The organism is Microbispora rosea (genome assembly GCF_044460045.1).
GTDB lineage: Bacteria > Actinomycetota > Actinomycetes > Streptosporangiales > Streptosporangiaceae > Microbispora > Microbispora rosea.
In genome coordinates, this window is the sequence record NZ_JBITJO010000003.1 from 314382 (window position 1) to 339409 (window position 25028).

Annotated in this window: 16 protein-coding genes; 7 read left to right on the forward strand and 9 right to left on the reverse strand. The window is 72.0% G+C overall.

The features are described 5' to 3' along the window. Positions 1-4: 4 nt before the first annotated feature. Together ACIBK1_RS13860 and ACIBK1_RS13865 are read left to right on the forward strand one after the other, a co-directional pair. A complete protein-coding gene (locus ACIBK1_RS13860) occupies positions 5-934 on the forward strand; it encodes an ABC transporter permease (protein ID WP_030507086.1) in 930 nt (309 codons plus the stop codon). Continuing rightward, positions 921-1760, forward strand: a complete 840-nt coding sequence (locus ACIBK1_RS13865) for an ABC transporter permease (RefSeq protein ID WP_363531009.1) — start codon at positions 921-923, stop codon at positions 1758-1760. Before ACIBK1_RS13860 ends, ACIBK1_RS13865 begins: the two co-directional genes overlap by 14 nt. Positions 1761-1763: 3 nt before the next feature. Here the strand turns inward: ACIBK1_RS13865 and fxsT are convergent, their stop codons facing one another. From fxsT to ACIBK1_RS13910, 9 genes are all read right to left on the reverse strand, one after another. After that, positions 1764-5639: an FxSxx-COOH system tetratricopeptide repeat protein gene (gene fxsT / locus ACIBK1_RS13870; protein ID WP_030507084.1), complete on the reverse strand. Its 3876-nt coding sequence runs from the start codon at positions 5637-5639 to the stop codon at positions 1764-1766. After that, entirely contained in the window at positions 5632-8451 is a 2820-nt protein-coding gene (locus ACIBK1_RS13875) for a TIR-like protein FxsC (protein ID WP_051761502.1), read from the reverse strand. Before ACIBK1_RS13875 ends, fxsT begins: the two co-directional genes overlap by 8 nt. Continuing rightward, positions 8441-9430 carry an AAA family ATPase gene (locus ACIBK1_RS13880; protein WP_396734813.1) on the reverse strand — a complete coding sequence of 330 codons (990 nt, stop codon included), beginning with the start codon at positions 9428-9430 and terminating at the stop codon, positions 8441-8443. The genes ACIBK1_RS13875 and ACIBK1_RS13880 overlap by 11 nt, the downstream gene beginning before the upstream one ends. A gap of 1 nt (position 9431) precedes the next feature. Continuing rightward, positions 9432-11081 carry a VMAP-C domain-containing protein gene (locus tag ACIBK1_RS13885; RefSeq protein ID WP_396734816.1) on the reverse strand — a complete coding sequence of 550 codons (1650 nt, stop codon included), beginning with the start codon at positions 11079-11081 and terminating at the stop codon, positions 9432-9434. A 3-nt stretch (positions 11082-11084) separates the two neighbouring features. Then, positions 11085-11429 carry a CU044_2847 family protein gene (locus ACIBK1_RS13890; protein WP_036405680.1) on the reverse strand — a complete coding sequence of 115 codons (345 nt, stop codon included), beginning with the start codon at positions 11427-11429 and terminating at the stop codon, positions 11085-11087. Positions 11430-11514: 85 nt separating this feature from the next. After that, positions 11515-12804, reverse strand: a complete 1290-nt coding sequence (locus ACIBK1_RS13895) for a M20/M25/M40 family metallo-hydrolase (RefSeq protein ID WP_396734820.1) — start codon at positions 12802-12804, stop codon at positions 11515-11517. Then, positions 12801-14639 carry a S9 family peptidase gene (locus tag ACIBK1_RS13900; protein ID WP_396734823.1) on the reverse strand — a complete coding sequence of 613 codons (1839 nt, stop codon included), beginning with the start codon at positions 14637-14639 and terminating at the stop codon, positions 12801-12803. The genes ACIBK1_RS13895 and ACIBK1_RS13900 overlap by 4 nt, the downstream gene beginning before the upstream one ends. Next, a complete protein-coding gene (locus ACIBK1_RS13905; RefSeq protein WP_363531027.1) occupies positions 14636-15757 on the reverse strand; it encodes a C39 family peptidase in 1122 nt (373 codons plus the stop codon). The genes ACIBK1_RS13900 and ACIBK1_RS13905 overlap by 4 nt, the downstream gene beginning before the upstream one ends. A 93-nt stretch (positions 15758-15850) precedes the next feature. After that, positions 15851-16972 carry a DUF5925 domain-containing protein gene (locus ACIBK1_RS13910; RefSeq protein WP_396734826.1) on the reverse strand — a complete coding sequence of 374 codons (1122 nt, stop codon included), beginning with the start codon at positions 16970-16972 and terminating at the stop codon, positions 15851-15853. A gap of 162 nt (positions 16973-17134) precedes the next feature. Between ACIBK1_RS13910 and ACIBK1_RS13915 the strand changes: the two genes are divergently transcribed. The 5 genes from ACIBK1_RS13915 to ACIBK1_RS13935 all read left to right on the forward strand — a co-directional run bounded on the left by ACIBK1_RS13915 (position 17135) and on the right by ACIBK1_RS13935 (position 25025). Further along, on the forward strand, positions 17135-17920 hold the full coding sequence (locus tag ACIBK1_RS13915; RefSeq protein WP_030507075.1) for a peptidoglycan recognition protein family protein: 786 nt from the start codon (positions 17135-17137) through the stop codon (positions 17918-17920). A 72-nt stretch (positions 17921-17992) separates the two neighbouring features. Further along, positions 17993-19795, forward strand: a complete 1803-nt coding sequence (locus ACIBK1_RS13920) for a methylmalonyl-CoA mutase subunit beta (protein WP_396734830.1) — start codon at positions 17993-17995, stop codon at positions 19793-19795. Then, positions 19792-21960 (forward strand): methylmalonyl-CoA mutase, encoded by a 2169-nt coding sequence (gene scpA / locus ACIBK1_RS13925; RefSeq protein ID WP_396734833.1) that lies wholly within the window; start codon positions 19792-19794, stop codon positions 21958-21960. Before ACIBK1_RS13920 ends, scpA begins: the two co-directional genes overlap by 4 nt. Beyond that, complete coding sequence (gene meaB, locus ACIBK1_RS13930) at positions 21957-22961, forward strand: methylmalonyl Co-A mutase-associated GTPase MeaB (protein ID WP_396734836.1); 1005 nt, start codon at positions 21957-21959, stop codon at positions 22959-22961. The genes scpA and meaB overlap by 4 nt, the downstream gene beginning before the upstream one ends. A 99-nt stretch (positions 22962-23060) precedes the next feature. Continuing rightward, complete coding sequence (locus ACIBK1_RS13935; protein ID WP_396734839.1) at positions 23061-25025, forward strand: CehA/McbA family metallohydrolase; 1965 nt, start codon at positions 23061-23063, stop codon at positions 25023-25025. Positions 25026-25028 lie beyond the last annotated feature (3 nt).

Sequence of the window (25028 nt, forward strand, 5' to 3'; positions counted from 1 at the left end):
AAGGGTGAGGTACGCCGCGCAGCGCCTGGCCCAGGCGATCCCGGTGTTCTTCGCGACCACCTTCCTGATCTACGCGATGGTGTTCGCGCTGCCGGGCGACCCGATCCTGGCGCTCGCGGGCGACAAGCCGGTGCCCGAGCAGGTGCTCGCCGTGATGCGGGCGCGCTACCACCTCGACGAGCCGCTGCTCGTCCAGTACGGCCACTACATGCTCGGGGTGTTCCAGGGCGACCTGGGGGAGACCTTCACCGGCCAGCCGGTGAGCGAGCTCCTCCAGGACCGATGGTCGGTCACCGCGCAGCTCGCGCTGACCGCCTGGATCTTCGAGCTCGTCGTCGGCATCGGCCTCGGCGTCCTGGCCGGGCTGCGCCGCGGCGGGGCCGCCGACACGGCGGTCCTCGCCGGCACCACGTTCGTCATCGCGGTCCCGGTGTTCGTGGTCGGGTACACGGCCCAGATCGTGCTGGGCCTCAATCTGGGGCTGTTCCCGACCGCGGGGACCGACGAGGGCTGGCCGGGCAGCTACCTGCTGCCCGGCATGGTCCTCGGCTCCTTCGGCCTGGCGTACGTCGCCAGGCTCACCCGCACCTCCCTCGTGGAGAACCTGCGCGCCGACTACGTGCGGACGGCGACCGCGAAGGGCCTGTCCCGGCGCCGGGTGGTGGGGCTGCACGCGCTGCGCAACTCGCTCATCCCGGTCGTGACCTACCTCGGGGTCGACTTCGGCAACCTGATGGCCGGGGCGGTCGTCACCGAGGGCATCTTCAACCTGCCCGGCATCGGCCAGCAGGTGTTCCAGTCGATCCAGCTCCAGGAGGGTCCGGTCGTCGTCGGAGTCGTCACCCTGCTCGTCATGATCTTCATTCTCGCCAACCTGGCCGTCGACCTGCTGTACGGCGTGCTCGATCCGAGGATCCGCCGTGCTCGCGCGTGACGCCTGGGCGGAGCTGCGCGGCCGGGTGATCTTCTGGTTCTCCGCCGCCGTCCTGCTGGTGGCCCTGGCGATGGCGGCCTTCCCCGGGCTGTTCGCCCGCCTCGGCCCGAACGAGGCCTGCGACCTGCGCATGTCGAAGCACGGCCCGGCCGACGGCGCGCTGTTCGGGTACGACCTGCAGGGCTGCGACTACTGGTCCCAGGTCGTGCACGGCACCCGGGCGTCCATCGTGGTCGGCGTCGCGGTCACCCTCTTCGCCCTGCTGATCTCCATCGTGCTCGGGCTGGTCGGCGGCTACTACGGCGGCGTCGCCGACGCACTCATCTCCCGGATCACCGACGTGTTCTTCGGCATCCCGTTCGTGCTGGGCGCGACCGTCGTGCTGGTCGCCTTCCCCGACCACGGGATATGGGCGATGACGCTGGTCCTCGTGCTGCTCGGCTGGACGACCATGACCCGGCTGATGCGCGGCCAGGTCATCGCCGTCAAGGACATGGACTTCGTCGCCGCGGCTCGCATGCTGGGAGCGCGCGACCGCAGGCTGATGTTCCGGCACATCCTGCCCAACGCGATCGCACCGGTCATCGTGGTGGCCATGCTGAACGTCGGCAACGTCATCGCGGGCGAGGCCACCCTCGACTACCTCGGCGTCGGCCTGCAGTACCCCGACGTGTCGTGGGGCCTGCAGCTGAACATCGCCCAGACGTTCTTCGCCGACCACCCGCACCTGCTGGTCTTCCCCGCGCTGTTCCTCACCGCCACCGTGCTGAGCTTCCTCATGCTCGGCGACGTCGTCCGCGACGCCCTCGACCCCCGCCTGCGCTGACCCTCACGTGGGCTGAGGTTCGAGGTCCAGGTCGAGCCGCCGCCACGAGAGCGCCGCCGCGACATCCGGATGGTCGTCGCCGAGCACCCGTCGCATTGCGCTCACCGTAGCCGCCATCCGCCGTTCCGCCTCCTCGGCCCGCCCGGCGGCCTCGGCGCTGATCGCCAGGTTCACCTGGGCGGCGAGCGTGCCGGGGTGTTCCGGGCCGAGCCTCAGGGCCAGGCCCTCCGAAGCCTCCTGCTCCAGCCCCCGCGCCTCGTGCGGCCGTCCCAGATCCGCGGCGCAGTTCGCGACGTTCAGCATGCACGACAGCGTGAACGGATGCGCGTCGCCCACCACGTCACGCAGCGCGGCCAGCGTCCCGGCGCCGAGCTCGTACGCCTCGGCGAGCTCGCCGGTTCCGCGCAGGCAAATCGTCAGGTTGTTCGCGGCGACCAGCGTGGTCGGGTGACGCTCCCCGAGATGGGACCGGCAGGTGTCATGGATCTTCCTGACCATGTCGCGGGCGCCCGCTTTCTCCTCCAGCGCCGACATACAGCACGCGAGCTCAAGGGCTGCCTCCATCGTGCCCGGAGCGGAGGGGTGGAGACGCCGGAGGCGTTCGTAGGTCTCCTGCGCGATCAGCCGGGCGTCGTGCGGTCGCCCCTCCTTTCTGAGCGAGACCGCGAGGCTCCTGGCCGCGCCCAGCGTGTCGATGAAATCCTCGCCCAGACTCTCCCGGTAGTCGTCCAGGGTCCGGCGCAGCAGCTCCGCCGAGTCGCGGAACCGACCCGCCGCACGCATGTCCCCGGCGAGCCCGGCCGCCGAGAACAGCGTGTACGGATGCGCCGGCCCGAGCACGACGAGCCGCCGGTCGAGGACGTCCTGACGCAGGGAGAGCGCGCTGTGGGGGATGCCGGCGAGGCGATAGGAGGTCGCGAGGTTGTCGGCGGAGCTCAGCGTACGCGGGTTGTCCTCGCCGAAGAGCTCATTCCACCGAGCGTAGGTCCGCATGTCCATCTCCAGCGCCCTGTTGTACTCGCCCAGGGCGCGCAGGTCGGCGGCGAGGCCGCCGGCCGTCATCAGCGTGTGCGGGTGACCGTCGCCCAGAATCCCGCTCTGCTGGTCCCAGGTCCACTCGTCGAGCAGGCACGCCTCCCGGTGGGCCCCCCGCGAGCGCAGCACGTTCGCGATGTTGAACAGCAGTTGCAGTCGCTGACGATCCGACTCGCCGAACGTCGCTTCCCAAAAGTCGGCGAGCCGCCGGCCGAGCTGCAGCGCGTTGTCGAACTCCCCGCGCTTCCACAGGTAGCGCACACGGTCGATGAGGAGTTGCCGCGTCTCCTCTTCCGTGCACGCTTCGGCCTCTGACGCGAGCAGGTGGGGCCAGATGAGGTCGTAGGCCGGCCAATTCTCCGGGTCGTCGACACTACCCTGTCCCGGCAGGGATTCGACGAGGACGCGGTGGACCACGTGACGGGTCTTCTCCGCCTCGCCTTCGGTCAGTTGCGACTTGATCATGGCCTGGACCAGGCGGTTCACCTGGATCGCGGCGCCGCCGGGGTGGGCCTTCGCCAGGGCGAACCTGGTGATGTCCCGGATGAGGCGGTGCAGCATCAACTTCTCGCCGCGCAGTGAGCTGTCGTGGGGGAGCAGCGAGCCGATCATCTCGTCGCCCTGAAGCAGCGACAGGGAGATGGGTTCGGGGGAGAAGAACGCGCACAACTGGAGCAGCCGCGCCGCGGCCGGCGACCGCTCCCTAAGCCGGGCGAGCGACACGTTCCAGGTCGCGGTCACCGGATGGGGATACCCGGGCGGCGGATCGGCGGTCAGCAGGTCGCTGGCCCGGGTGCGGAGCTGCTCGATGTAGTCGGACGCGGCCATGCCGGTCTCCGCGAGCCAGGCCGCCGCCTGCTCGACCGCGAGGGGCAGGCGGCCGAGCACGTCGGCCACCTGCCGCGCGTCCCCGGAGCCCAGCCCGGGAACGCGCCGGCACAGGTGCTCCACGCTGTCTTCCAGGGTGAAGACGTCGACCTCCAGCGGGGTCGCCACCGCCGACCACGACTGGTCCCGCGAGGTGACGATGACGTGCCCGGGCCCGCCGGGCAGGTGGTCCCGCACCTCAAGCGGGTCGTCGGCGTTGTCGAAGACGAGCAGCCAGCGTGCGTACGGCTCGCCGCGCCGCAGCGCCTCACGGGCCTCGCGCGCCGCTCCGGCGACGCTGTCGCCCACCCGGACGCCCAGCCGTACGGCCAGCTCGGCCAGGGCCGTGGTGATCAGCTCGGGCTGCTCCGCCGGGATCCACCACACCACGTCGTAGTCGGCTTTGAAACGGTGGGCGTACTCGAGGGCGATCTGGGTCTTGCCCACCCCGCCCAGGCCGTGCAGGACCACCGGATCGCCGCCGAGGAGCCGGTCCCGCAGGGTCTCCATGGGGACGTTCCGGCCGGTGAACGCGGCGTCGCGCGGCGGGACGTCCCATACTGGGGGCACCCGTCCGGGGAACCTCGTGACTCGCGACGATGAGCCGGGGAGCTGAGGGGAGTCCTGCCTGCCGAACGCGCGGAGGATCGCCGCGGCGGCCTGCTCGGCGTCCAGCGGCACGAGGTCGACGGACGGGACGCCGTCTGACGGAACCGGCCGCGCGTCCGACACGCGGACCGTGACCATATGGCCGTCCCCAAATCGGCGGGACGACGACAGCCACGAGAGGACGTCCCCGGCCTGCGGCGTACGGAGGTAAGCGGCCGACAGCACCACCAGTGCCCGGCCCTCCCCGGTATGGGCGGGCAGCGGGGTGCCCGGCACATGCGGTGTGACCGCGCATCCCGCCTGTTCCAGCACCGCGCCGATCCAGTCCGCCCACATCCGGTCCTCCGGTGCGTAGCTCACCAGTACGCGGGCGGGGGCCGACGGCCTGCGGCGGTCGAACGCCTCGAGCCACCTGAGCCGGGTGGCCTCCTCCATCGGCGGGAGCGAGTCGACCAGCCCCTCGGTCACCATCGAGGTCAGCCGCTCGTACGCCGCCAGGAGCGAAGTGGGCAAACCGGGGGCGTCGCCGAACGCGGCCAGCGTCTCCTCGTAGGCGTAGAACGGCCGGTAGGGGATCTCCACGGCGCCCCAGTAACGCCTGGCCTCCTCGAAAGTCAGATCCTGGGGGAACCGGTCGAACCTGCTCCGGGCCAGTTGCCGGCCCGCGTCGAGCTTCACCTTCTCGCCGTCGTCGATGCGCATCGGAACTGGCAGGATCCTGATGCCGCGTGACGGGTAGCGCTCGTCGATGGACCGCGCCACCGAAGCGGCGCCCTCGATGCTCTGGTCGCTCAGGGTGAAGCAGTCGACGACGACGTCGGGCATCTGGATGGTGCAGATGTCCGCGACGTCGCTGAGCCCGGTGCGGCTGTCGATCAGGGTGTAGTCGTAGTTGCGCTTCATGTCGGCGCGCAGCGCGTCCAGGAAGCTGCCGCCGCCGAGCCGTTCGTAGAAGTTGTCCCAGTCGAAGGTGGACACCAGCGACGAGTAGCCGCGGTTCTGCCGCCCGGGGGACACGAAGTCGAGCGTGCCGTCGTGGGGGAACTCCCAGTCCACGGCGACGGCGTGCGGCACGATGCGCGCATAGTCGAGATGCCAGTCCGGGCGGCGGTCCCGCGGGCTGACGGCCGCCCACATGTAGTCGCTGACGATGTCTATCACGCCGGCCGTGACCGTGACCAGCTCGGCGTCGAGGAACGGCTTGAAGTATTTGTGGAGTCCCGGCGAGTCCAGGTCCCAGTCGACGACCAGCACGCGCAGCCCGTTGCTCGCGAGGATCCACGCCGTGTTGGCGAGCGCCATCGTCCTGCCCGTGCCGCCCTTGTAGGAGTAGAAGGTGACGATCTTTCCTTCGGCGTCGCTACTCATCGGGCTCTCCAGGTCCTGTGAGCCGGGGGCGGCTGGTCTGTTCGCGCGAGGGCGGGTAGGCGACCGCCGTTTTGAGGAACGCGGCGGCGGCTCGGTTCATGGCGTCCGGCATCACCCGGCGGAACTCCTCGGCGGAGATGACCTCGATCATCGAGGACCTCGGCCGGAGGGGCAGCCGATCGCGCAGGCGGTCGTACAGCTCGAACCGGTGCGCGGAGGTCTGCTCGTCGGCGTTCCACACCAGGATCACGGGCGTTCCCTGACGGGCGGACCGGGTGACGGCGTCCCATGCCCGATGCGGCAGTTCGGTCCACGGGTCGACGACCAGCACCACGGGACCGTCCGGCGGATCTCCACTCTCCAGCGCGGCGACGTGGTCGTCCAGGGATCCGATCTCGGCCCGGAAGCCCTGCGCCGCCGCGATCTCCTCCGCCTGGGACGCGAGGGGTCGCGGGTTTCCCCCCTCCGGGAACGGGGCCCAGTCCTCCGGGGCCCGGCCGTACGTGTGCGGGGCGCGGCCGTGAGGCAGGTGGTCGAGGTCGGGCGCGACAACGGTGACCCGCAGAGGCCGCCGGGAGGGGGAGTCGTGGAAGGCGCTGCGCAGTTCGTCGAACCTCGGCGGCCGATCCAGCACGCTCACGTGAGTGCTCATGGCAACCTCGATGATCCGCCTGGCCAGCGCGTAGGTGGCCTGCTGGTAATGCCTCCGCATGGACGAGATCTTGGAGAGCCCATAGAAGCCCTGGTCCTGATATCTGGTCCCCATGGCGTCGTCCATGAACTGGATGGAGCGGGCCACGCCGGGGAGGTCGTCGTTCCGCACCGGGACCCACAGGGCCGGCACGATCGCCGGGGGCATCCACCCGTCCGGTCCCTCGCTGAAATCGACCCGCCGCTGGAAGGCGGCCCATTCCCTGCCGCACTGCTCGCTCTCGAAATAGCGGGGGGAGTAGAGGGGGACGAACACCCGGCAGGTCGCGAGCGCCTCCGCGAGGCGGTCCGGCCAGTGGTCGCCCGCACGCGGCTCCAGGTCCATGAATCCGGCCCGCCCTGCCGGCGCGTCTGTCATCTGCATGATGTGCGTGCACAGGTCCCCGAAGAGCTTCACCACCCACCTGTTCGGGTCGTTTTTGCTGGTCGCGTCGTACGGGGGGATGGGCGCGTAGCTCAGGAAGAAGTAGGGAGCCCGATCGTCCGGCGGACGCGGCCGGCGGCTGGTCGCACCCTTCGCCGACCAATCCTGGACCCCGGCCGCCGGTTCGCGGGCCGCCGCGGGCGTCTGAGGGGAGGCCTGCCGTACGGCGGCAGGGCGGGGCCGCCGGACCGTGCCACGCACCGGGATGTCGAGGTCGCCGAGCGTCCGCAGGGCCTCCACGCTCAGCAGGGCGAAGGGACGCCGCCCCGATGGCCGCGGGATCGCGCCGTCCGGTTCGGCGCCGAGCACAGCGCCGAACGTCGAGGCGGCCGTCACGGCGCTCGCCTCGATGTCGGCGGACAGGCGGTTCAGGACGTCGACGGCGTGCCATGCCTCGGAACGCGGCAGCAGCTTCAGCGCGGCCATCCTGGCATGTTCGCTGACGAACTCGTAGTGATCTCCCCGCACGTGCCGGAACAAGCCGCTGAGCAGCACCTCCGCGAGATGCCGCGGCCCTGATCGCGGCAGCAGCGCGCGCTGGATCCGTCTCATGACGGGAAGCGCGGGGGTGGACACCGCGATGTAGCCGGTCAGTCTCACGGCTTCCGGGGAGGCGGTGGCGCGGAAGCGGAGTAGCCGGTCCTCGACATCGAGGGATCTCTCCTCGGTCACCCGGTCCCGCAGCGAGCGCGGGCGGGTTGAGACGTACGTCATGGCCGTGCTCAGCGCCTCACCCCCGGCGACGAGGCGGGCCCAGTCGCCGATCCACACCGGATCCAGTTCGATGACGGGCAACGGGATCCCGCGTGCGGGCGGGGTCTCCTCGAAGGGAAGGAAACGAAGCCCCGTGTTCGGCCCGCACGGCTGGCGCTGCGTCGCGAGGCCCGGGATCACGGGGGCGGCGGTCCGCCGCCACAGCCGCTCGGGAAGCGGCTGCAGGACGGCCGTCGCGTTGCGGCGGGCCCACATGGCCACCACGGGCTGGGCCCTGCCCTCCCACCAGTGCCGTCCGGAACAGTCGGTGAGCACGAGCACGACCCGCCGCCCGGCGGGATCGACCAGGGCCGCCGGGTTGCCCGGCGTGGCGCGTGGGCCCATGGCGAGCCGGTCGCCCACCAGATATGAGACGTGTACGTCGCGGAAGGCGCCGACCTGGCTCAGGACGGCCCGCAGCTCGCGGACCAGCGGCCGCCAGGACCGCATGGTGGCTCCGGTGTCGACGACCAGCGCCAGGTCGAGCCAGCGTTCCGGGGCGCCGGTCATCACCGGCAGCCACCGGTCCGTGCGCGCGATCTCCGCAGCGGTGGCGGCCTCGTCCATGACGTCGCGGACCCGCGAGGGGACGCTGCGCTTGAGCGAGCGCAGGGCGCGCTGGATCTCCAGGGTGCGCTTGAGCATCGGCGCGGCCGGAACCCGGATCCGGTGGCCGCCGCCCGTCCCGTCCTCCTCGGCCTGGAGTTCGAGCCCGAGGGCGGGCTCCGTCTTCTCGACCGGGGCCGATCGGATCGGCTCGGCCGCGTCCATAGGACCGGCACTGGCCGGGACTCCCGCCGAGCCGGGGTCGCCGGGCGTCTCCGGCGGCAGATGCGCGGCCAGCCACAGCACGTCGGCCAGTTCGCGGGCCGACACGTCCAGGCCGGTCCGGGAGAGGATCCCGCGCAGACGGTCAATCGTCATCGTCGGGCACGCCGGAGTTCAGGTGCGGCATGATCCGCTCGGCCAGTGCCAGGCGGTCGACCCCGCCGTCCCGGGCGGCGTGGTGAGTCAGGTAGACCGCGTGGAGCAACTGGTCGGTGGCCAGTTGGCCGCCTGACTTGCGGGAGAGAAAGAGCCGGATCAGGTCCTCGCTCTCGTCACTCAGATCGCCCAGATGCGCCCTGACGATCTCCCTCAGCTCGTCCCGGCCGGGTTCGGGCAGCGCCAGCGTCACGCAGCGGCGCAGGAACGCCGCGGGGAACTCCCGCTCGCCGTTGCTGGTCATGATCACCAGCGGGAAGGCCTTGCAGCCGACCGAGCCGTCCGTCACGGGTACGGTCCTGCCGTCGGCGGTCGAGACCCGGTGCGTCGGCCATTTCTGGCGCGCGAGTTCCCGGATCTCGTAGCGCCCCTCCTCGAAGATCGTGAGCAGGTCGTTGGGCAAGTCGATGTCGCTCTTGTCGATCTCGTCGATGAGCAGGACCCGCGGCCTGACCGCGGGCAGCAGGGCGGTTCCGAGCGGTCCGAGGCGGACGTACTTGCCGATCTCGTCGTCGGCGTCCTGCGCCCTTCCGCTCTCCCTGTCGTACAGCCGGGTGAGCGGGTCATAGCTGTACAGGCCGTCGGCGAGTGTGACCCTGCTGGTGATCGCCCAGTAAAGGACCGGCCCGAGCCGGAGTTCCCGGGCGACGGCGTGCGCGAGGGTGGACTTGCCCGTGCCGGGCCTGCCGGTCACCAGCAGCGGCCTGCGGAGGTAGAGCGCTGCGTTGACCTGCTCGACCGCGTCGGGGTCCGGCCGGTAGCTCCTGGCCTGGTGCTCGTGCGCCGGGTCGATCTCCGGGAGTTCCGCGGCCTCCTCCGGAACAGCGCCCTTGAAGTCCCGCCACGGCGGCGGGGGCGGCAGGCGTCCGATGTCGCCCGTCGCGTCGGGGACGCCGGTGTAGACGTACCAGTCCGGCATGCTAGTCCTCCACAAACGTGGGTGGATCGGGGATCCGCGTCGGATCGTCCCAGAGGAGTGTCAGTCTCGGCCCGCAACGGGCGTGCCCGGGGTCGACCCGCAACCGGCGCACCCGCTCCGGCAGCCCGTCCAGGGCGGCGGTGTCGACCAGCAGCGCGAGCGTGTCGAGCGACCCGTAGGGGCACTCGCCGGGCGTGGCGTCCGCGCAGGAGGCCCGCGGCCACAGCATCACCGGCACCCCGGCGTCGAGGCCCTTCGTCAGCACGGCATCGCCGGGCGTTTCGGAGAAGACGACGACGCACGCCTCCCTGTTGCTGAGGAGCCGCCGGTAGAACTCCTCGGGATCGAGGCGGGAGCAGTCCGCCTTCTCGAGCTTGGCCCCGTCACGCAGGCGCCGGGACCGGCTCTTCCACTGGTCCCGGAGGATGTAGTCGTAGTTGCCCAGCCGTACGACATCCCGGACGACCACGCGATAGGCGGTCATCGGGATGTCCCGTTCACGGCACGCGTACCATTCGTCCACATGCTCGCTGAGGATCAACGATCGCGGCAGCAGGAATTCGATCATCGGGTCGTCTCGGCCGGCCCGGGCGATCTTCGCCATGAGCCCGTTGAGCGCCGCCTCGACCTCCCTGCGGAACCTCTTGCGCGTCACCGTCGCCGGAGCGCCTCCCGGGTACGGCTTGCCGTCGATGAAGTGGGAGAAGCCGAGCTCGTAGCCTCCCTTCGTCTTCGTGTCCAGTCGGACGACGACGGAGGTGACGCCGGGGTGCGGCGCGGGAGCCTCGAGGTGCCGGTCCATCCAGACCCGGAGCGCCGTCACGGCCGGGCCGCCGGACGCCCTAAGGATGAGCGCCTCAAGGAACCTGCCCAGGCGGTCGTCGTCGTAGAGCTCCTCGGCGACGTACCGGGCCGCGTCCCAGACGGACCAGAACTCGGGCGGCGCGGTCGCGGGATGGAACTCCGTCTCGACCAGCTCGGTCAGGTCGGCGTCCGTGCCGACGCGGCGCAGGATCGACCGCAGCTTCCGGCGGGTCTCGCGGCTGAGCCAGCCGAGTTCGAGGAGGTCGTCGAGGTCCTCCCAGTATCTGCGCACCCAGGCCAGTGGGATCATGCGTCCGGTTCGCCGGTCCGGGCTCGTCGACGCGTCGCTGATGATGCCGAAGACGTGGCCGGTGACCTCGTTGTACACCCCGGCGCCGCTGAACCCGGCCCGGGGCATCTCGGCGTGGCCGGTGGCGCCCTCCACGTGGAGCCATTCCCCAATGCCGTGAGCGGAGCCGGTCCGGATCCGCATGGTGGCGCCGAACGGCCCCGCGTCCGGAGGGAAACCGTGCGCGGCGAAATCACCCCACGCCGGAACCCGGAGGGACAGCCTGGCCGGCTTGATCGCGACCTCGGCGGCCAGCGTGAGCACCGCGACGTCCCCCCGGTCGCCCGGTTTCCGCCAGGGCCCGGCGCACGCGAGGTCGGCGGGGAGGTCCTGCAGGTCCGGCCGGTCGGCCTGGACGAAGCTGACGCGGACTCCCGAGCAGCCGGTGACCACATGGGCGCACGTGAGCACGTGACGGGGATCGACCAGCAGGCCGGCTCCGGTCACGCGCTTGCCGTTCCTCATGCCGTCGACGCGGACGTGCCAGGCGTGCGGCACCGGCTATCCGCGCCCAGAATCGGGTGTTTTATCGGTCCATTTAAGTTTGACCGTTAAGTGCCCCTCCATCGCCGTTTTGGCGATAATCGCACCGGCCTCGGCGGCTAGCTTTACGCCGAATTCGACCTCGACCTCCTGAGGGCCCTCGGGAAAGTCGCGAAAGGCGGCCAGTGCCGTCCGTGCCGCGTCCCGTACTCCGTGCAGGGCCTTCCTCAGGCTCTCGGCCGACTGATAGACGACCCGCTCGCCGGAGACTCCCGCAGGAGCCCATCCGCCTGCGATTTCCTCGTCGGTTTCCACGATGACGGACCCGCCGTCGATCTCCCACCGCACAAGCTGATCGGCCACTGTCCCTCGCTCACGTTCCCGTTCTGTAAAGCAAAGTAACAAGAGCACGAGGTGTTCGGCAGTGCGGTCAGGAAACTATTCCATGTCACGATTTCGGCGTTGGAGACGTAAGCAGGCGGTCGAGGACGCGGACGCCGAACTCCAGGCCCTCGACGGGCACCCGCTCGTCGAGACCGTGGAACATGCCGAAGTAGTCGAGGGCGGGCGGCAGCAGCAGCGGCGCGAAGCCGTAGCCCCTGATGCCGATCCTGGCGAACCACTTGGCGTCGGTGCCGCCGGTCATGACGTACGGCACCGGCCTGCCGGCGGGGTCCTCGGCGAGCAGGGCGGCGGTGAGCTCGTCGAACAGCCCCTCGGCGGGGGAGGAGACGGCCTCCTCGAAGCTGACGAACTCGCGGGTGACCTTCGGGCCGAGCAGCCGGTCGACGGTCTCCAGGAACTCGTCGCGCTGCCCCGGAAGGAACCGGCCGTCCACGTGGGCCTCGGCCGTGCCGGGGATGACGTTGACCTTGTATCCCGCGTCGAGCATGGTCGGGTTGGCGGAGTTGCGCAGCACGCCCTTGAAAAGAGCGGCCGCGCGGGGAATCCGCTCGATCTCCTCCTCCAGCCGGTCGAGGTCGATCGGCCGGCCGAGCGCCCGCGACAGCTCGTCGATCAGCCGGGCCACCTCGGGCGTCAGCCGTACGGGCCATCGGTGGTCGGCGAGGCGGGCGAGGGCCCGGGCCAGCTCGGCCACGGGGTTGTCCACGGCGGGCTTGGACCCGTGACCGGGCACGCCGCGCGCGGTCAGACGCATCCAGGCGGTGCCGCGCTCTCCGACGGCCACCGGGTAGATGCGGACGTCGTCCTCATACCAGGAGAAGCCGCCGGACTCGCTGATCGCCTCCGTGCAGCCCTCGAACAGGTCGCGGTGCCGCTCGACCGCGTGGCCCGCGCCGTACTCGCCGGTGGACTCCTCGTCGGCGAGGAACGCCAGCACGAGGTCGCGCCGGGGACGCACGCCCCTGCGCGCGTTCTCGCGGGCCCAGGCGAGAGTCATGGCGAGCGTGCCCTTCATGTCGACCGCGCCCCGGCCGTGCACGCAGCCGCCGGAGATCTCCCCGGAGAACGGGTGCGTACGCCACTCGGCCGGGTCGGCGGGCACGACGTCGAGGTGCCCGTGCATGAGCAGCGCGTCGCGGCTGTCGCCGGGGATGCGGGCCACCACGCTGGTGCGGCGCGGCGCCGACTCGAACACCACCGGTTCGATACCGACCTCATCGAGCAGGGACGCCACGTATTCGGCGGCCCGCCGCTCGCCCGGCCCGTCGCCGGACCCGTCGTTGGTGGTGTCGATCCGCAGCAGTTCCGAGCAGATCTCCGCGACCTCACTCACGGTGTCTCCCCCTTGTCGAGCGTCAGCGGTGGCACCTCGGGGGTGGGGAAGCCGAAGACGATCCCGTAGAACGCCAGCTCGGCCTCCAGGGCCCGGACGATCGTCTCCTCGCGCCGCCACCCGTGCTGTTCCCCCTCAAAGGTGAGGTACGCCCAGTGGTGCCCGTGACGGGCCAGCGCGGCGGCGAAGCGCTCCGACTGCGCGGGATCGACCACCTTGTCCTCCAGGCCGTGCAGGAGCAGGGCCGGCCCGGAGGCCCGTTCCGCGTGCAGTTCGGGCGACCTGTCCACGTAGCGCTGCCGGGTCTCGGGCAGCGGGCCGATCAGCCCGTCGAGGTAACGCGACTCGAAGTCGTGCGTCTCCGCCGCCCAGTGTTCGGGGTCGGAGATGCCGTAGTGGGACACCGCGCCGCAGAACACGTCGCTGTGGACGAGGGCGGCCATCGACGTCCAGCCGCCCGCGCTGCCGCCTCTGATCGCCACCTTCTCCGCACGCCCGCTGTCCAGCAGCCACCGCGCCACCGTCTCGCAGTCGCGCACGTCCACCACGCCCCAGCTGTGGCGCAGCCGCTCGCGGTAGGCCCGGCCGTAGCCGGTGGAGCCGCCGTAGTTGACCTCGGCGACGCCGATGCCCCTGCTGGTGAAGTAGGCGATCTCCAGGTCGAGCACCGGCGGCGCGGAACTCGTCGGCCCGCCGTGCACGAACACCACGTACGGCGCGGGCCTGCCGTCCGACCGGGCCGCGGGGGCGTACAGGTGCGCGTGGACCCCCTCGACGGTCACCGCCTCGGGCGTGGGCAGCTCGGCGTCCTCGGGCATCGGCTTGCCGGGGGACAGCACCTCGTGCGCCCCCGTGTCCAGGTGGACCCGCACCACCTCGTACGGCCGGTGCGGCGAGCCCGCGACCCCCACGACATGGGAGCCCGAGGCCGACAGGGCGGGCGCCCAGTAGGTGTAGCCGCCGCCGACGTCCCTGATCGACCCGGTGCCCGCCGGGTCGTCGGCGACCCCGAGCCGTCGCTCGTCGGCCGTGCCGTACACGGCGGCGATCCGCCCGTCCGCGACGGCGAAGAACGTGGCGCCGATCTTCCAGGTGGCGTCGCCGAACTCCAGCGGCACCGGGGTCAGGTCGCGCGCGGCGCCGTCCAGGCCGACGAGGTGGATGTTCCACCAGCCGGTGGGGTCGGTGACGGCGTACAGGCTCTCGTCGTCGCGCCACTCGGCCTGGCAGGTGGACGCGCCGGAAAGCAGGACGCGATGGGGGCCGCCGTCCACGGATCCGACGCAGAGCTCGGTGGCGTCCCAGGGCATGTCGGGGTGGTTCCAGCCGATCCAGGCGAGCGTCCGCCCGTCCGGCGAGACGCGCGGGTTCATCAGGAAATGGTGGGTCTTCACCACGCTGCGCAGGGGAGAGCCGTCGAGCGGCACCGCGACGATGTCCCGGTCCCCGCTGCGGGCGTCGCCCCGCTCGCGCACGCACCACACCTCGTCGCCGTGGACGACGAGGTCGGCGTAGCGGGCGGGCTCCTCGGGGGTGAGCGGAACCGGCTCCTCGCCGGGCGTGCACAGGTAGATCCGGCCGTCCGCCCAGTTGGTGAACACCAGTCGGCCCTCGTGCGCCCGCCAGGACCGCCCGCCGTACTCCATGACCCGGTTCCTGGCGTTCCAGCCCTGCGGGAGCACGTCCTCGATGACGCCGTCGGCCCTGCGCCGCACCACGCAGCGCCGGCCGCCCTCGCGCGGGCGCGGCTCGTCCCACCAGACCTCGTCCCCCGAGATCTCGACCCACAGCGGGCGGTCGTCCACCCGCGCGACGTCGACGGCTCTGATGGTCACCAGTTCCCCCCGGATTCTGGAAGCGGAGTGCCGGGGGGATGCACGATGTGCGCGATCCCCCCGCTGCTCGTGGCGCGTAGCCAGACGCTCTCGAACGCCGCGCGCGGGTACACCCGCCGCACGCCGCCGTCGTCCGGCGCGGCCGGGTCGTTCGCGATGACGTCGCCGTCGGCCGTGAATCCCGTGACGACCATGATGTGCCCGCCGGTGGAGTATCCGGCACCCGGCAGCTCGTGATCGCGGAACGCCTGAGAGGTGATCACCGGGATCCCGGCGGCGACGAACCGCTCCAGCTCGGCCAGCGAGCGCAGCCGCGTGACGAAGCCGTCCAGCCCGTACCTCCCGGCGTACGCGACGCCGAAGGGCCAGTTGCCGGTGCCCTGGTAGCTGTGGTCGTACGTGTCCCGCGCGGCGTGGTCGACGGCGGGGCACGGGTCGCCGGGGGTGACCCAGGCGAGGTCGGCGGGGGCGGGCCCGCGGCCCCAGTAGTCCAGCACCATCGTGAACGACGCGGGGCTGCACCAGGACTCCCCGCCGCCGTCCCACTGCGGGTAGTGCCCCGTGTGGGCCTTCTGCGAACGGCGCGGCACGTCGAGCTCGACCGCCCGCAGGCCCGGCGGGCCGCCTCTGCCCGCCTGCCCCACGGCCGAGGCCATCACGGTGAGCGAGCGCACGCCGCCGCCGCTGCCGTACAGGGTGGCGCGTACGCGGTAGGAGGTGACGGGGCGGGCGGCGACGAAGGTGTCCACCGCGACGTCCCCGTCGGCGTCCCCCTGCCCGGGCAGGGACGTGCGGTGGATGTCGGCGTCGGTCTCGGCCCACCGGCCCATGACGTACCACTTGGTCGGCTCGCCGGTGACCGTCCGCGCCTGGATCTCGATCTCCAGCCAGGCGCCGGGCGGCGCGGCGGCCGTCCACGACGGCACCAGTTCGGTGGCCGCGAAGCCGATCTCCCGCTCGGGGGACGTCCAGCGGAGGTAGGGCCACTCCCGCTCGCCGCCGGGAGCGAACGGGTCCAGATATTTCGCCGTCCCCGCCTCCCGGGCCTCGACGGACCACCGGTGGAGGACGACGGGGCTCACCTGGGGGCTCGGTCCGGCCGACAGCAGGGTGACCACCTCGCCGATTGTTGTTACCGCCCCGACCTGGCACATCGGATGGTTTACGTATCCGACACATCGGACAGTACGGCATCGGCCGCCGTGGTCCTGTCAGAGATAGAGGCCGGTGGCGGGGGCAGGATCGGGCGATACGGACGGATGACCGTCCCGCAGGGCGAACAGTTCCGCCAGCGTGGCATCGCCAGGACCGGCGCCTTCGGCGTGGCCCAGCCACTCGGCCGCCTGCCCGGAGTCGAACCGGCCGACCTCGATCTGCGCCAGGCACCGCCCGGGCCGTACGACGGCCGGATGGAGCCTGCTGAGGTCCTCGTTGGTCGTGATGGCCACGAGCACGTCCCTGCCCTGGCCGAGCAGCCCGTCGGTCAGGTTGAGCAGGCGTGACAGGCCCTGGCCCGTCGACTGCTTGGCCTCGGCGCGGATCAGTTCGTCGCAGTCCTCCAGGACGAGCAGCCGCCAGCGCGGCTCCTCGTCCTCACCCGGGCCGTCCCAGCCGACGGCGACGTCCATCAGGTAGCCCGGGTCGTTGAACAGCAGCTCGGGATCGAGCACGCAGTCGACCTGGCACCACGACGCCCACTCGCGCGCGAGCGTGCGCAGCAGCGTCGTCTTGCCGGTGCCGGGCGGGCCGTGCAGGAGGATCAGCCGGCCCGTCACGCCGGCCGCGGTGGTGGCCATGAGGGCGTCCAGGCGGCCGGCGGCGGCCCGGGGGTAGTTCCGCCTGATGTCCTGCCAGGACGAGGTGGTGATGGGCTTGGCGGAGCGGTGCGGCCCGTGGCTCGACCGCCACCAGAAGCCCATCCGCACGTGGTCGGCGTCGGGGGCGGCCTCCTCCGCGTCCCTGGTCGCCTGCTCCAGGACCGAGCCGGCCAGTTCCTCGCTCACCGCCGTTGCGGTGAGCGTCGCCGACCGGTTCGCGCCGCGCGCCACCCGAAGCGTCCATCCCTCGCCCGCGATCAGCCGGGTCTCGTAGCCGTCGGTGTGCTGGGCGACCCGCAGCAGCCGGCCGCCCTCGGCGGTCAGCGGGGCGTCCGCGCGGACCCGGCCGAGGCTGGTGGTGCGCGACCAGGGCTGCTCGCCGGTCGCGAACGGCGACAGCGCCAGGGCGTCGATGACGTCGGCCGGGCTGTCGGCGTCGTCGAGCCAAATCCGCATCGGCACCGGCGGCGGGGGCGTGGAGTGAGGGGAGAAGTCGACCTCCTTGAGAACGGACATGCAGCGATGATCTCGACGTACGACTTGCTCTGTCGAATGGATTTATCGACGTATTCACTTTGCTTGCCGTTTAAGTAGTTTCTTATGGGCAAAAGGCAGTAGCTGTTGGGGCGTTACCGCTACGCTCGGTGTCCAGTCGTACGGTTTTCAACGGAGAGCACTGTGGCCATCGATCTCGTGTCCCGCGCTGAATGGGGCGCGCGTCCTCCCCGGGGCTCGTACTCGTCGCTGACCTCCACGCGCGGCGTGAAGGTCCACTACACCGGCGGCCGGGTGGACCCGGACATCGTCACCGACCACGCCAAGTGCGTGGCCATGGTGAAGTCCATCCAGAACTTTCACATCGACGGCAACGGCTGGATCGACATCGGCTATTCGATGGTGGCCTGTCCGCATCGGAAGGTCTTCACCGGACGCGGGCCGGGGCACCTGCCGGCCGCCAACGGACCCGGCCTGAACTCCGGCCACTACGCGGTGCTCGGCCTCGTGGGCAACGCCGGCCTGATCCAGCCGACCGACGGCATCCTGCACGCGATCCTGGACGCGGTGGAGTATCTGCGAGCCAAGGGCGGCGCGGGCAAGGAGATCAAGGGCCACCGCGACGGCTACTCCACCGACTGCCCCGGGGACCCGCTGTACGCCTGGATCAAGAAGGGCGCGCCGCGTCCCGGCGCCACCCAGCCGCAGCCGGATCCCGAACCGGAGCCGGAACCGCAGCCCACGCAGCAGTGGCCCGGCCGCCTGCTCAAATATCCGCCGGTGATGCGCGGCGACGACGTGCGCACCTGGCAGGCCCGGATGAAGGAACTCGGCTACGACATCGTCGTGGACGGCGCGTACGGGCCGGACTCCCGGGACGTGTGCCGCAGGTTCCAGAAGGACCGGCGCCTCGACGTGGACGGCATCGTCGGCCCCGACACCTGGAACGCCGCGTTCGCCACGTCATGAGGCACCCGGCGTCGTCCACAGACCGGGACCCCGGGGCCCCGAGACCGGGCCGGTGCATCTAGCATCCGGTTCATGACGGTGCCGCCTGTTGAACTCGACGATCTCGCCGATCCCGCAGCGGGGTTTCCGCAGGCCACGCGGGAGCAGTGGAGGACGCTCGCGGCCGAGGTGCTGCGCAGATCCGGCTGGGACGGTTCGCCGGACGAGGTCGAGGCCGCCCTGACCACCACGACCTACGACGGGGTGGCGGTCGCCCCGCTCTACGACGCCGCCGACCTGCCGGCCGCGCCGCGGACGGCGCGGGCGCCGGGTCCGTGGGACGTGCGCCAGCGGCACGCCGACCCGGATCCGGCCGCGACGCGGGAGGCGATCCACGCCGACCTGGAGAACGGCGTCACGTCCCTGTGGCTCGATGTGAACGCGATTGGCCCGGCCGCGCTGCCGGCCGTGCTCGACGGGGTCCTGCTCGACCTCGCCCCGGTCGTCCTCGACGCCGGCCCGCGTACGGCCGAGGCGGCGGAGGCGTTCCTGCGCCTCGTCGCCGGAGTCTCCGTGCCCGCGGGCAACCTGGGCGCCGACCCGATCGGGCTGGCGGCCCGCACCGGCGCGACCGTGGACACCGCCGCCGCCGTGGCGCTCGCCCGCCGCTGCGCCGCCGATCACCCCGGCCTGCGGGCGATCACGGTCGACGCGTTGCCGTACCACGACGCGGGCGGCGCCGACGCCGAGGAGCTCGGCTGCTCGGTCGCGACCGGCGTCGCCTACCTGCGGGCGCTGACAGGCGCGGGCCTGACAGCCGAGCAGGCGTTCGGGCAGCTCGAGTTCCGCTACGCCGCGACCGCCGACCAGTTCCTCACCATCGCCAAGCTCCGGGCCGCGCGGCGGCTGTGGGCACGGGTCGCCGAGGTGGTCGGCGGGCCGGGTGGCCAACTCCAGCACGCGGTCACCTCCTCGGCGATGATGACGGTCAGGGACCCCTGGGTGAACATGCTGCGCACTACCGTTGCCTGCTTCGCGGCCGGAGTGGGCGGGGCCGACGCGGTGACGGTCCAGCCGTTCGACGCCTGCCTCGGGCTGCCCGACGCGTTCGCCCGCCGCATCGCCCGCAACACCCAGTCGCTGCTGGTGGAGGAGGCGAACGTCGCCCGCGTGGCCGACCCGGCCGGCGGCTCCTGGTATGTGGAACGGCTCACCGAGGATCTCGCCGCCCGGGCCTGGGAGTGGTTCCGGGAGATCGAGCGGGCCGGCGGCATGGCGGCCGCGCTGGAGCGGCTGGTCCCCGAGCGGCTGGCGGCGACCAGGGCCGGGCGCGCGGACAACCTCGCCCACCGCCGCGATCCGATCACCGGGGTCAGCGAGTTCCCCGACCTGAAGGAGAGAGCGGTGTCCCGGCGTCCCGGCCCCGGGCTCGCCGCCGCGTCCGGGGCCACGTCCGGTGAGGGGCTGCCGGTGACGCGCTACGCCGAGGAGTTCGAGGCGCTGCGCGACCTCGCCGACGCCCAGCCGAGCCGGCCCACCGTGTTCCTCGCCACGATCGGGCCGGTCGCCGCGCACACCGCGAGGGCGGCGTTCGCCGCCAACCTGTTCGCGGCGGGCGGCGTGGCGACCGTCACCAGCGGCCCGGGCACCGACCCGGCCGCGATCGCCGCCGCCTTCCGCGACTCCGGCACCCCCGTGGCCTGCCTGTGCTCCGGCGACCGGCTGTACGGCGAGCACGCGGCGGCGGTGGCCGCGGCGCTGCGGGAGGCCGGGGCGCGCACGGTCTGGCTGGCGGGGAAGGGGGAGTATGAGGGGGTGGACGCCACCCTGTACGCGGGCTGTGACGCGCTCGGGGTGCTCCGCGCGACGTTCGACGATCTGGGAGTGGCTCGATGATTCCGGACTTCTCGGAGATTGACCTGGGGTCGGGCGCCGCCGCCGCGGACATCCCGGACGGCCCGGCCTGGGAGACCCTTGTGTGGGAGACCCCTGTGTGGGAGACGCCGGAGGGCATCGCCGTCAAGCCGTTCTACACGGCGGCCGACCTGGAGGACGGTCCGTCCCTCGCGACCTACCCGGGCGCCGCGCCCTTCCTGCGCGGTCCCTACCCGACGATGTACGTCACCCAGCCGTGGACCGTCCGGCAGTACGCCGGGTTCTCCACGGCCGAGGAGTCCAACGCGTTCTACCGGCGCAACCTGGCGGCCGGGCAGAAGGGCCTGTCGGTCGCCTTCGACCTCGCGACCCACCGGGGCTACGACTCCGACCACCCCCGCGTGGCCGGCGACGTCGGCATGGCGGGCGTGGCGATCGACTCGATCTACGACATGCGGCAGCTGTTCGACGGGATCCCGCTCGACCGGATGAGCGTGTCGATGACGATGAACGGCGCGGTGCTGCCGATCCTGGCGCTCTACATCGTCGCGGCCGAGGAGCAGGGCGTCACGCCCGACAAGCTGGCGGGGACCATCCAGAACGACATCCTCAAGGAGTTCATGGTCCGCAACACCTACATCTACCCGCCGGGCCCGTCGATGCGGATCATCTCCGACATCTTCGAGTACACCTCCAGGCGGATGCCGAAGTTCAACTCGATCTCGATCTCCGGCTACCACATCCAGGAGGCCGGGGCGACGTGCGATCTGGAGCTCGCGTACACGCTGGCCGACGGGCTGGAGTATCTGCGCGCCGGAGTCCAGGCGGGGCTGGGCATCGACGAGTTCGCGCCGCGCCTGTCGTTCTTCTGGTGCATCGGCATGAACTTCTTCATGGAGGTCGCCAAGCTCCGCGCCGCCCGGCTGCTGTGGGCCCGCCTGGTCAAGGGCTTCGACCCGGCCAACCCCAAGTCGCTGTCGCTGCGCACCCACAGCCAGACCTCCGGATGGTCGCTGACCGCGCAGGACGTGTTCAACAACGTCGTACGGACCTGCGTCGAGGCGATGGCGGCCACCCAGGGGCACACCCAGTCGCTGCACACCAACGCCCTGGACGAGGCGCTCGCGCTGCCGAGCGACTTCTCGGCGCGGATCGCCCGCAACACCCAGCTGCTGCTCCAGCAGGAGTCGGGCACCACACGGGTCATCGACCCGTGGGGCGGCTCCTACTACGTCGAGACCCTCACCCGCGAGCTCGCGCGGGCGGCCTGGGGTCACATTCAGGAGGTCGAGCGGGCCGGCGGCATGGCCAGGGCCATCGACCAGGGGCTGCCCAAGATGCGCATCGAGGAGGCGGCGGCCCGCACCCAGGCCCGCATCGACTCCGGCAGGCAGCCGGTGATCGGCGTCAACAAGTACCGCCCCGAGGCCGACGAGCCGATCGAGGTGCTCAAGGTCGACAACACGGCGGTGCGCAACCAGCAGATCGACAAGCTCCGCAGGCTGCGCGAGGAGCGCTCGGCCGGTGCCGTCGCCGAGGCGCTGGAGGCGCTGACGAAGGGCGCGGCCGGCGGGGACAACCTGCTGGAGCTCGCGGTGAACGCCGCCAGGGCCAAGGCCACGGTCGGGGAGATCTCCGACGCGCTGGAGAAGGTCTTCGGCCGGCACGCCGCGCAGATCCGTACGATATCGGGCGTGTACCGCGCGGAGGTGGGCGGCGCCGCGGACCGGGTCCGGGAGGCGTGCGCGCAGTTCGAGAAGGCGGAGGGCCGCCGGCCCCGGATCCTCGTCGCGAAGATGGGCCAGGACGGTCACGACCGGGGCCAGAAGGTGATCGCGAGCGGCTTCGCCGACCTCGGTTTCGACGTCGACGTCGGCCCGCTGTTCCAGACGCCCGAGGAGGTCGCCCGGCAGGCCGTCGAGGCCGACGTGCACGTGGTCGGGGTCTCCTCGCTGGCGGCCGGGCACCTGACGCTGGTGCCCGCGCTGCGGCAGGCGCTCGCCGGTCTCGGCGCGGAGGACATCATGATCGTGGTCGGCGGGGTGATCCCTCCGGACGACGTCGAGGAGCTGCGGGCCGCGGGCGCGTCGGCGATCTTCCTGCCCGGCACGGTGATCGCCGACGCCGCCCTGGAGCTGCTGCGCGAGCTGTCGGCCCGGCTGGGTCATCGGGGATCGCATCGGTGATCGCATCGGGGATCGAGGACTACGTCAAGGGCGTGCTGTCGGGCGACCGGCGGTGGACCGCCCGGGCGATCACGCTGGTGGAGTCGACCAGGGCCGACCACCGGGAGATGGCGCAGCGGCTGCTGGTCGAGCTCACCCCGCATGCCGGCAAGGCCCGCAGGGTGGGCGTGTCCGGGGTGCCCGGGGTCGGCAAGTCCACCTTCATCGAGGCGCTCGGCACCCATCTCACCGGGCAGGGGCACCGGGTGGCCGTGCTGGCCGTGGACCCCTCGTCGCGGCGCTCCGGCGGCAGCATCCTGGGGGACAAGACCCGGATGGCCCGGCTGTCGGCCGACCCTGACGCCTTCATCCGGCCGTCCCCCACGGCCGGGACCCTGGGCGGCGTGGCGAAGGCCACCCGCGAGGCCATCGTCGTCGTGGAGGCGGCGGGCTACGACATCGTGCTCGTCGAGACGGTCGGGGTCGGCCAGTCGGAGACGGCGGTCGCCGACATGGTCGACACCTTTCTCCTGCTCACCCTCGCCCGCACGGGGGACCAGCTCCAGGGCATCAAGAAGGGCGTGCTGGAGCTGGCCGACGTCATCGCGGTCAACAAGGCCGACGGCGAGCACGAGATGGCCGCGCGGAAGGCGGCACGTGAGCTGTCCGGGGCGCTGCGGCTGCTGCGCTCGGCCACACCGGTGCTGACCTGCAGCGGTCTCACCGGCGCCGGGCTGGAGGAGCTGTGGGCGCACATCGTGCGCCACCAGGAGGGCGCCGACCTCGCCGCCAGGCGCAGCCGCCAGCAGGTCGAGTGGACGTGGGCGCTGGTAAGGGAGCGGGTGCTGGCCATGCTCCGCGACGCCACCGCGGAGATCGCGCCGGACATCGAGCGGCAGGTCCTCGCCGGCGCCGTCACCCCCGCGCTGGCCGCCGACCGCATCCTGGCGGCCTTCCTGGCCACCGAAGACCAGGCGGACGCCTCTCATGACACCCGGGGCATCACCTTTCCTCCCGAGTGAGAAAGATCGCTACCCGTGTGACCGGGAATGCACTGTTGCACGTTTTCCCCGGCCGAAACCGTGCCACCATGTGGCCGCTTTCGATTACGGGGAGGTGCGATGAATCACGATCCGATGATGCCGCCGCAGGTGGAGGCCGCGCTGCGGGAGTACCGGGCGTTACTGGCCGCGCATGGGATCACCTGGGGAGAGCCGCCGCTGGGCTACGTCCGGATGATGCCGTTCCTCCGGTTTCCTGAGGAGGCCGACCGGATGAGCATCAGGCCCGACCTCGACGCCGAGTTCCGCGACACGCTGGCCGGCGAGGTCCCCCGGGGCCTGGTCGCGCTGCGGCTGACCGCGGACGGGCACCGCCTGAAGCATCGCCTGGAACACAGCCCGGCCCGGCCGCTGCTGTCGCCGGGGCCGGTGCCCGTCATCCTGCTGGTCGACTCCGCGCTGCCCCACCCGGTCGAGGTGACGGCCGACGGCGTGCCGTACGGGATCGCCGCGGGCGGGGCCAGGCTCCTCGACGTGACGACCGCGACCATGCTCACGGTGGACGGCGAGGAGGTGGACCTGTCGGGGCTGGCCCGGCCCGCGCCGGCCGCGCGGCTGCGGCTGCGCGCGGGCTTCCCGTGCCGGTGGAGCGTGACGTCGGCCGGCGGCCAGGGGTGGTATCCGGAGGGAGTGCCGGAACGGCGCGACAACGACGACAGGCCGTTCTTCCACGGCGACGACATCGTGCTCGCCGTGCCCTGCGAGCCGGTCACGATCCGGGTCACGCGCGGCATGGAGTATGACACCGCCGAGACGACGGTCGTCCCCCGGACGGGGGAGGAGACGCTGGTCGGGCTCGCCCCCCAGCGGCTGTACGACGCCGCCGCCCGCGGCTGGTACGGCGCCGACCTGCACGTCCACATGAACTGGGCGGGTGATCTGGTCGCCGTCCCGGCGGAGGCGGCCGCCGCGCAGCTCGGCGAGGACCTGCACGTGCTGAACCTCGTCGCCGGGAACGTCGCGGGCGACCGGGTCTACGACCGGGAGGCGCTCCAGCACTGGGCCGGGCGGGACCTGCCGTGGTCGGACGCCGGGCACGTGGCCCGGATGGGCGTGGAGTATCGCAACGACCTGTTCGGGCACGTCCACGTCTTCGGGGTGGCCGCGCCGCCCGCCGTCTACCACACGGGGTTCGGCGCCGACGCCGACTGGCCGCCCAACGCGGCGGTCTGCGGCGACCTGCGGGAGCCGCGCGCGGTCCTGGGGTACGCCCACCCCTTCCACGGCCCGATCTCCTCCCCGGAGGACGTGGCCGCGAGCGGGACCAGGAACTGCACCGGCCGCGCCCTGGTGGTGGACGCCGCGCTCGGCATGGTCGACGGGGTGGAGGTGCTGCATTTCAGCGACCTGTCGCCCGCGCCGGGGACCGCCGAGGTCTACCGGCGACTGCTCGGCGCGGGCAACCGGCTCGCCGCCCTGGCCGGGACCGACACCATGCTGTCGTTCACCCGCCAGGACACGGTCTCCAGCCCGCCGGGATGGGAGCGCGTCTACGCCCGCGTGGACGGGCCGCTCAGCGCCGAGTCGTTCGCCGAGGCCGTACGGCGGGGCCGCACGTTCGCCACCACCGGCCCCTGGCTGGAGCTCACGGTGGACGGCCTGGGGCCGGGGGAGACGCTCGACCTGGCGGGCGGCGAGACGGTCGCGATCCGGGCCCGGGCCGTCGGGCCGGAGGTGGAGCACATCGAGATCAGGACCGCGGCCGGCGTGCTCGCCGAGGGGCCGGGTCACGAGATCGGCGCCTCGCTGCCGGTGACGGACGCCACCTACGTGGTGGCCGTGGCCCACGGCGGTCCCCATCCGCGCTCCCCGCGCGGGCGCGCGTACGCCCACACCAGCCCGGTCTACCTGGACGTGCGGGGACGGCGCGTGGCACGAGAGGAGGACGTGCGCTGGTGCCTGCGGTGGCTCGACCTGCTCGACGAGCTGGTGCGGGCCAGGGCCCGCCTGCGGACCCGGGCCCAGCTGCGCGACCACCTCGACCTGATCGAGAAGGCCAGGGCGGTGTACGGGTCGCGCCTGTGACCC

Coding starts and splice junctions, on each gene's coding strand:
- fxsT (WP_030507084.1), bottom strand. CDS start 5,639: ATGAGTAGCGACGCCGAAGGAAAGATCGTCACCTTCTACTCCTACAAG.
- ACIBK1_RS13875 (WP_051761502.1), bottom strand. CDS start 8,451: ATGACGATTGACCGTCTGCGCGGGATCCTCTCCCGGACCGGCCTGGAC.
- ACIBK1_RS13880 (WP_396734813.1), bottom strand. CDS start 9,430: ATGCCGGACTGGTACGTCTACACCGGCGTCCCCGACGCGACGGGCGAC.
- ACIBK1_RS13910 (WP_396734826.1), bottom strand. CDS start 16,972: ATGTCCGTTCTCAAGGAGGTCGACTTCTCCCCTCACTCCACGCCCCCG.
- ACIBK1_RS13920 (WP_396734830.1), top strand. CDS start 17,993: ATGACGGTGCCGCCTGTTGAACTCGACGATCTCGCCGATCCCGCAGCG.
- scpA (WP_396734833.1), top strand. CDS start 19,792: ATGATTCCGGACTTCTCGGAGATTGACCTGGGGTCGGGCGCCGCCGCC.
- ACIBK1_RS13935 (WP_396734839.1), top strand. CDS start 23,061: ATGAATCACGATCCGATGATGCCGCCGCAGGTGGAGGCCGCGCTGCGG.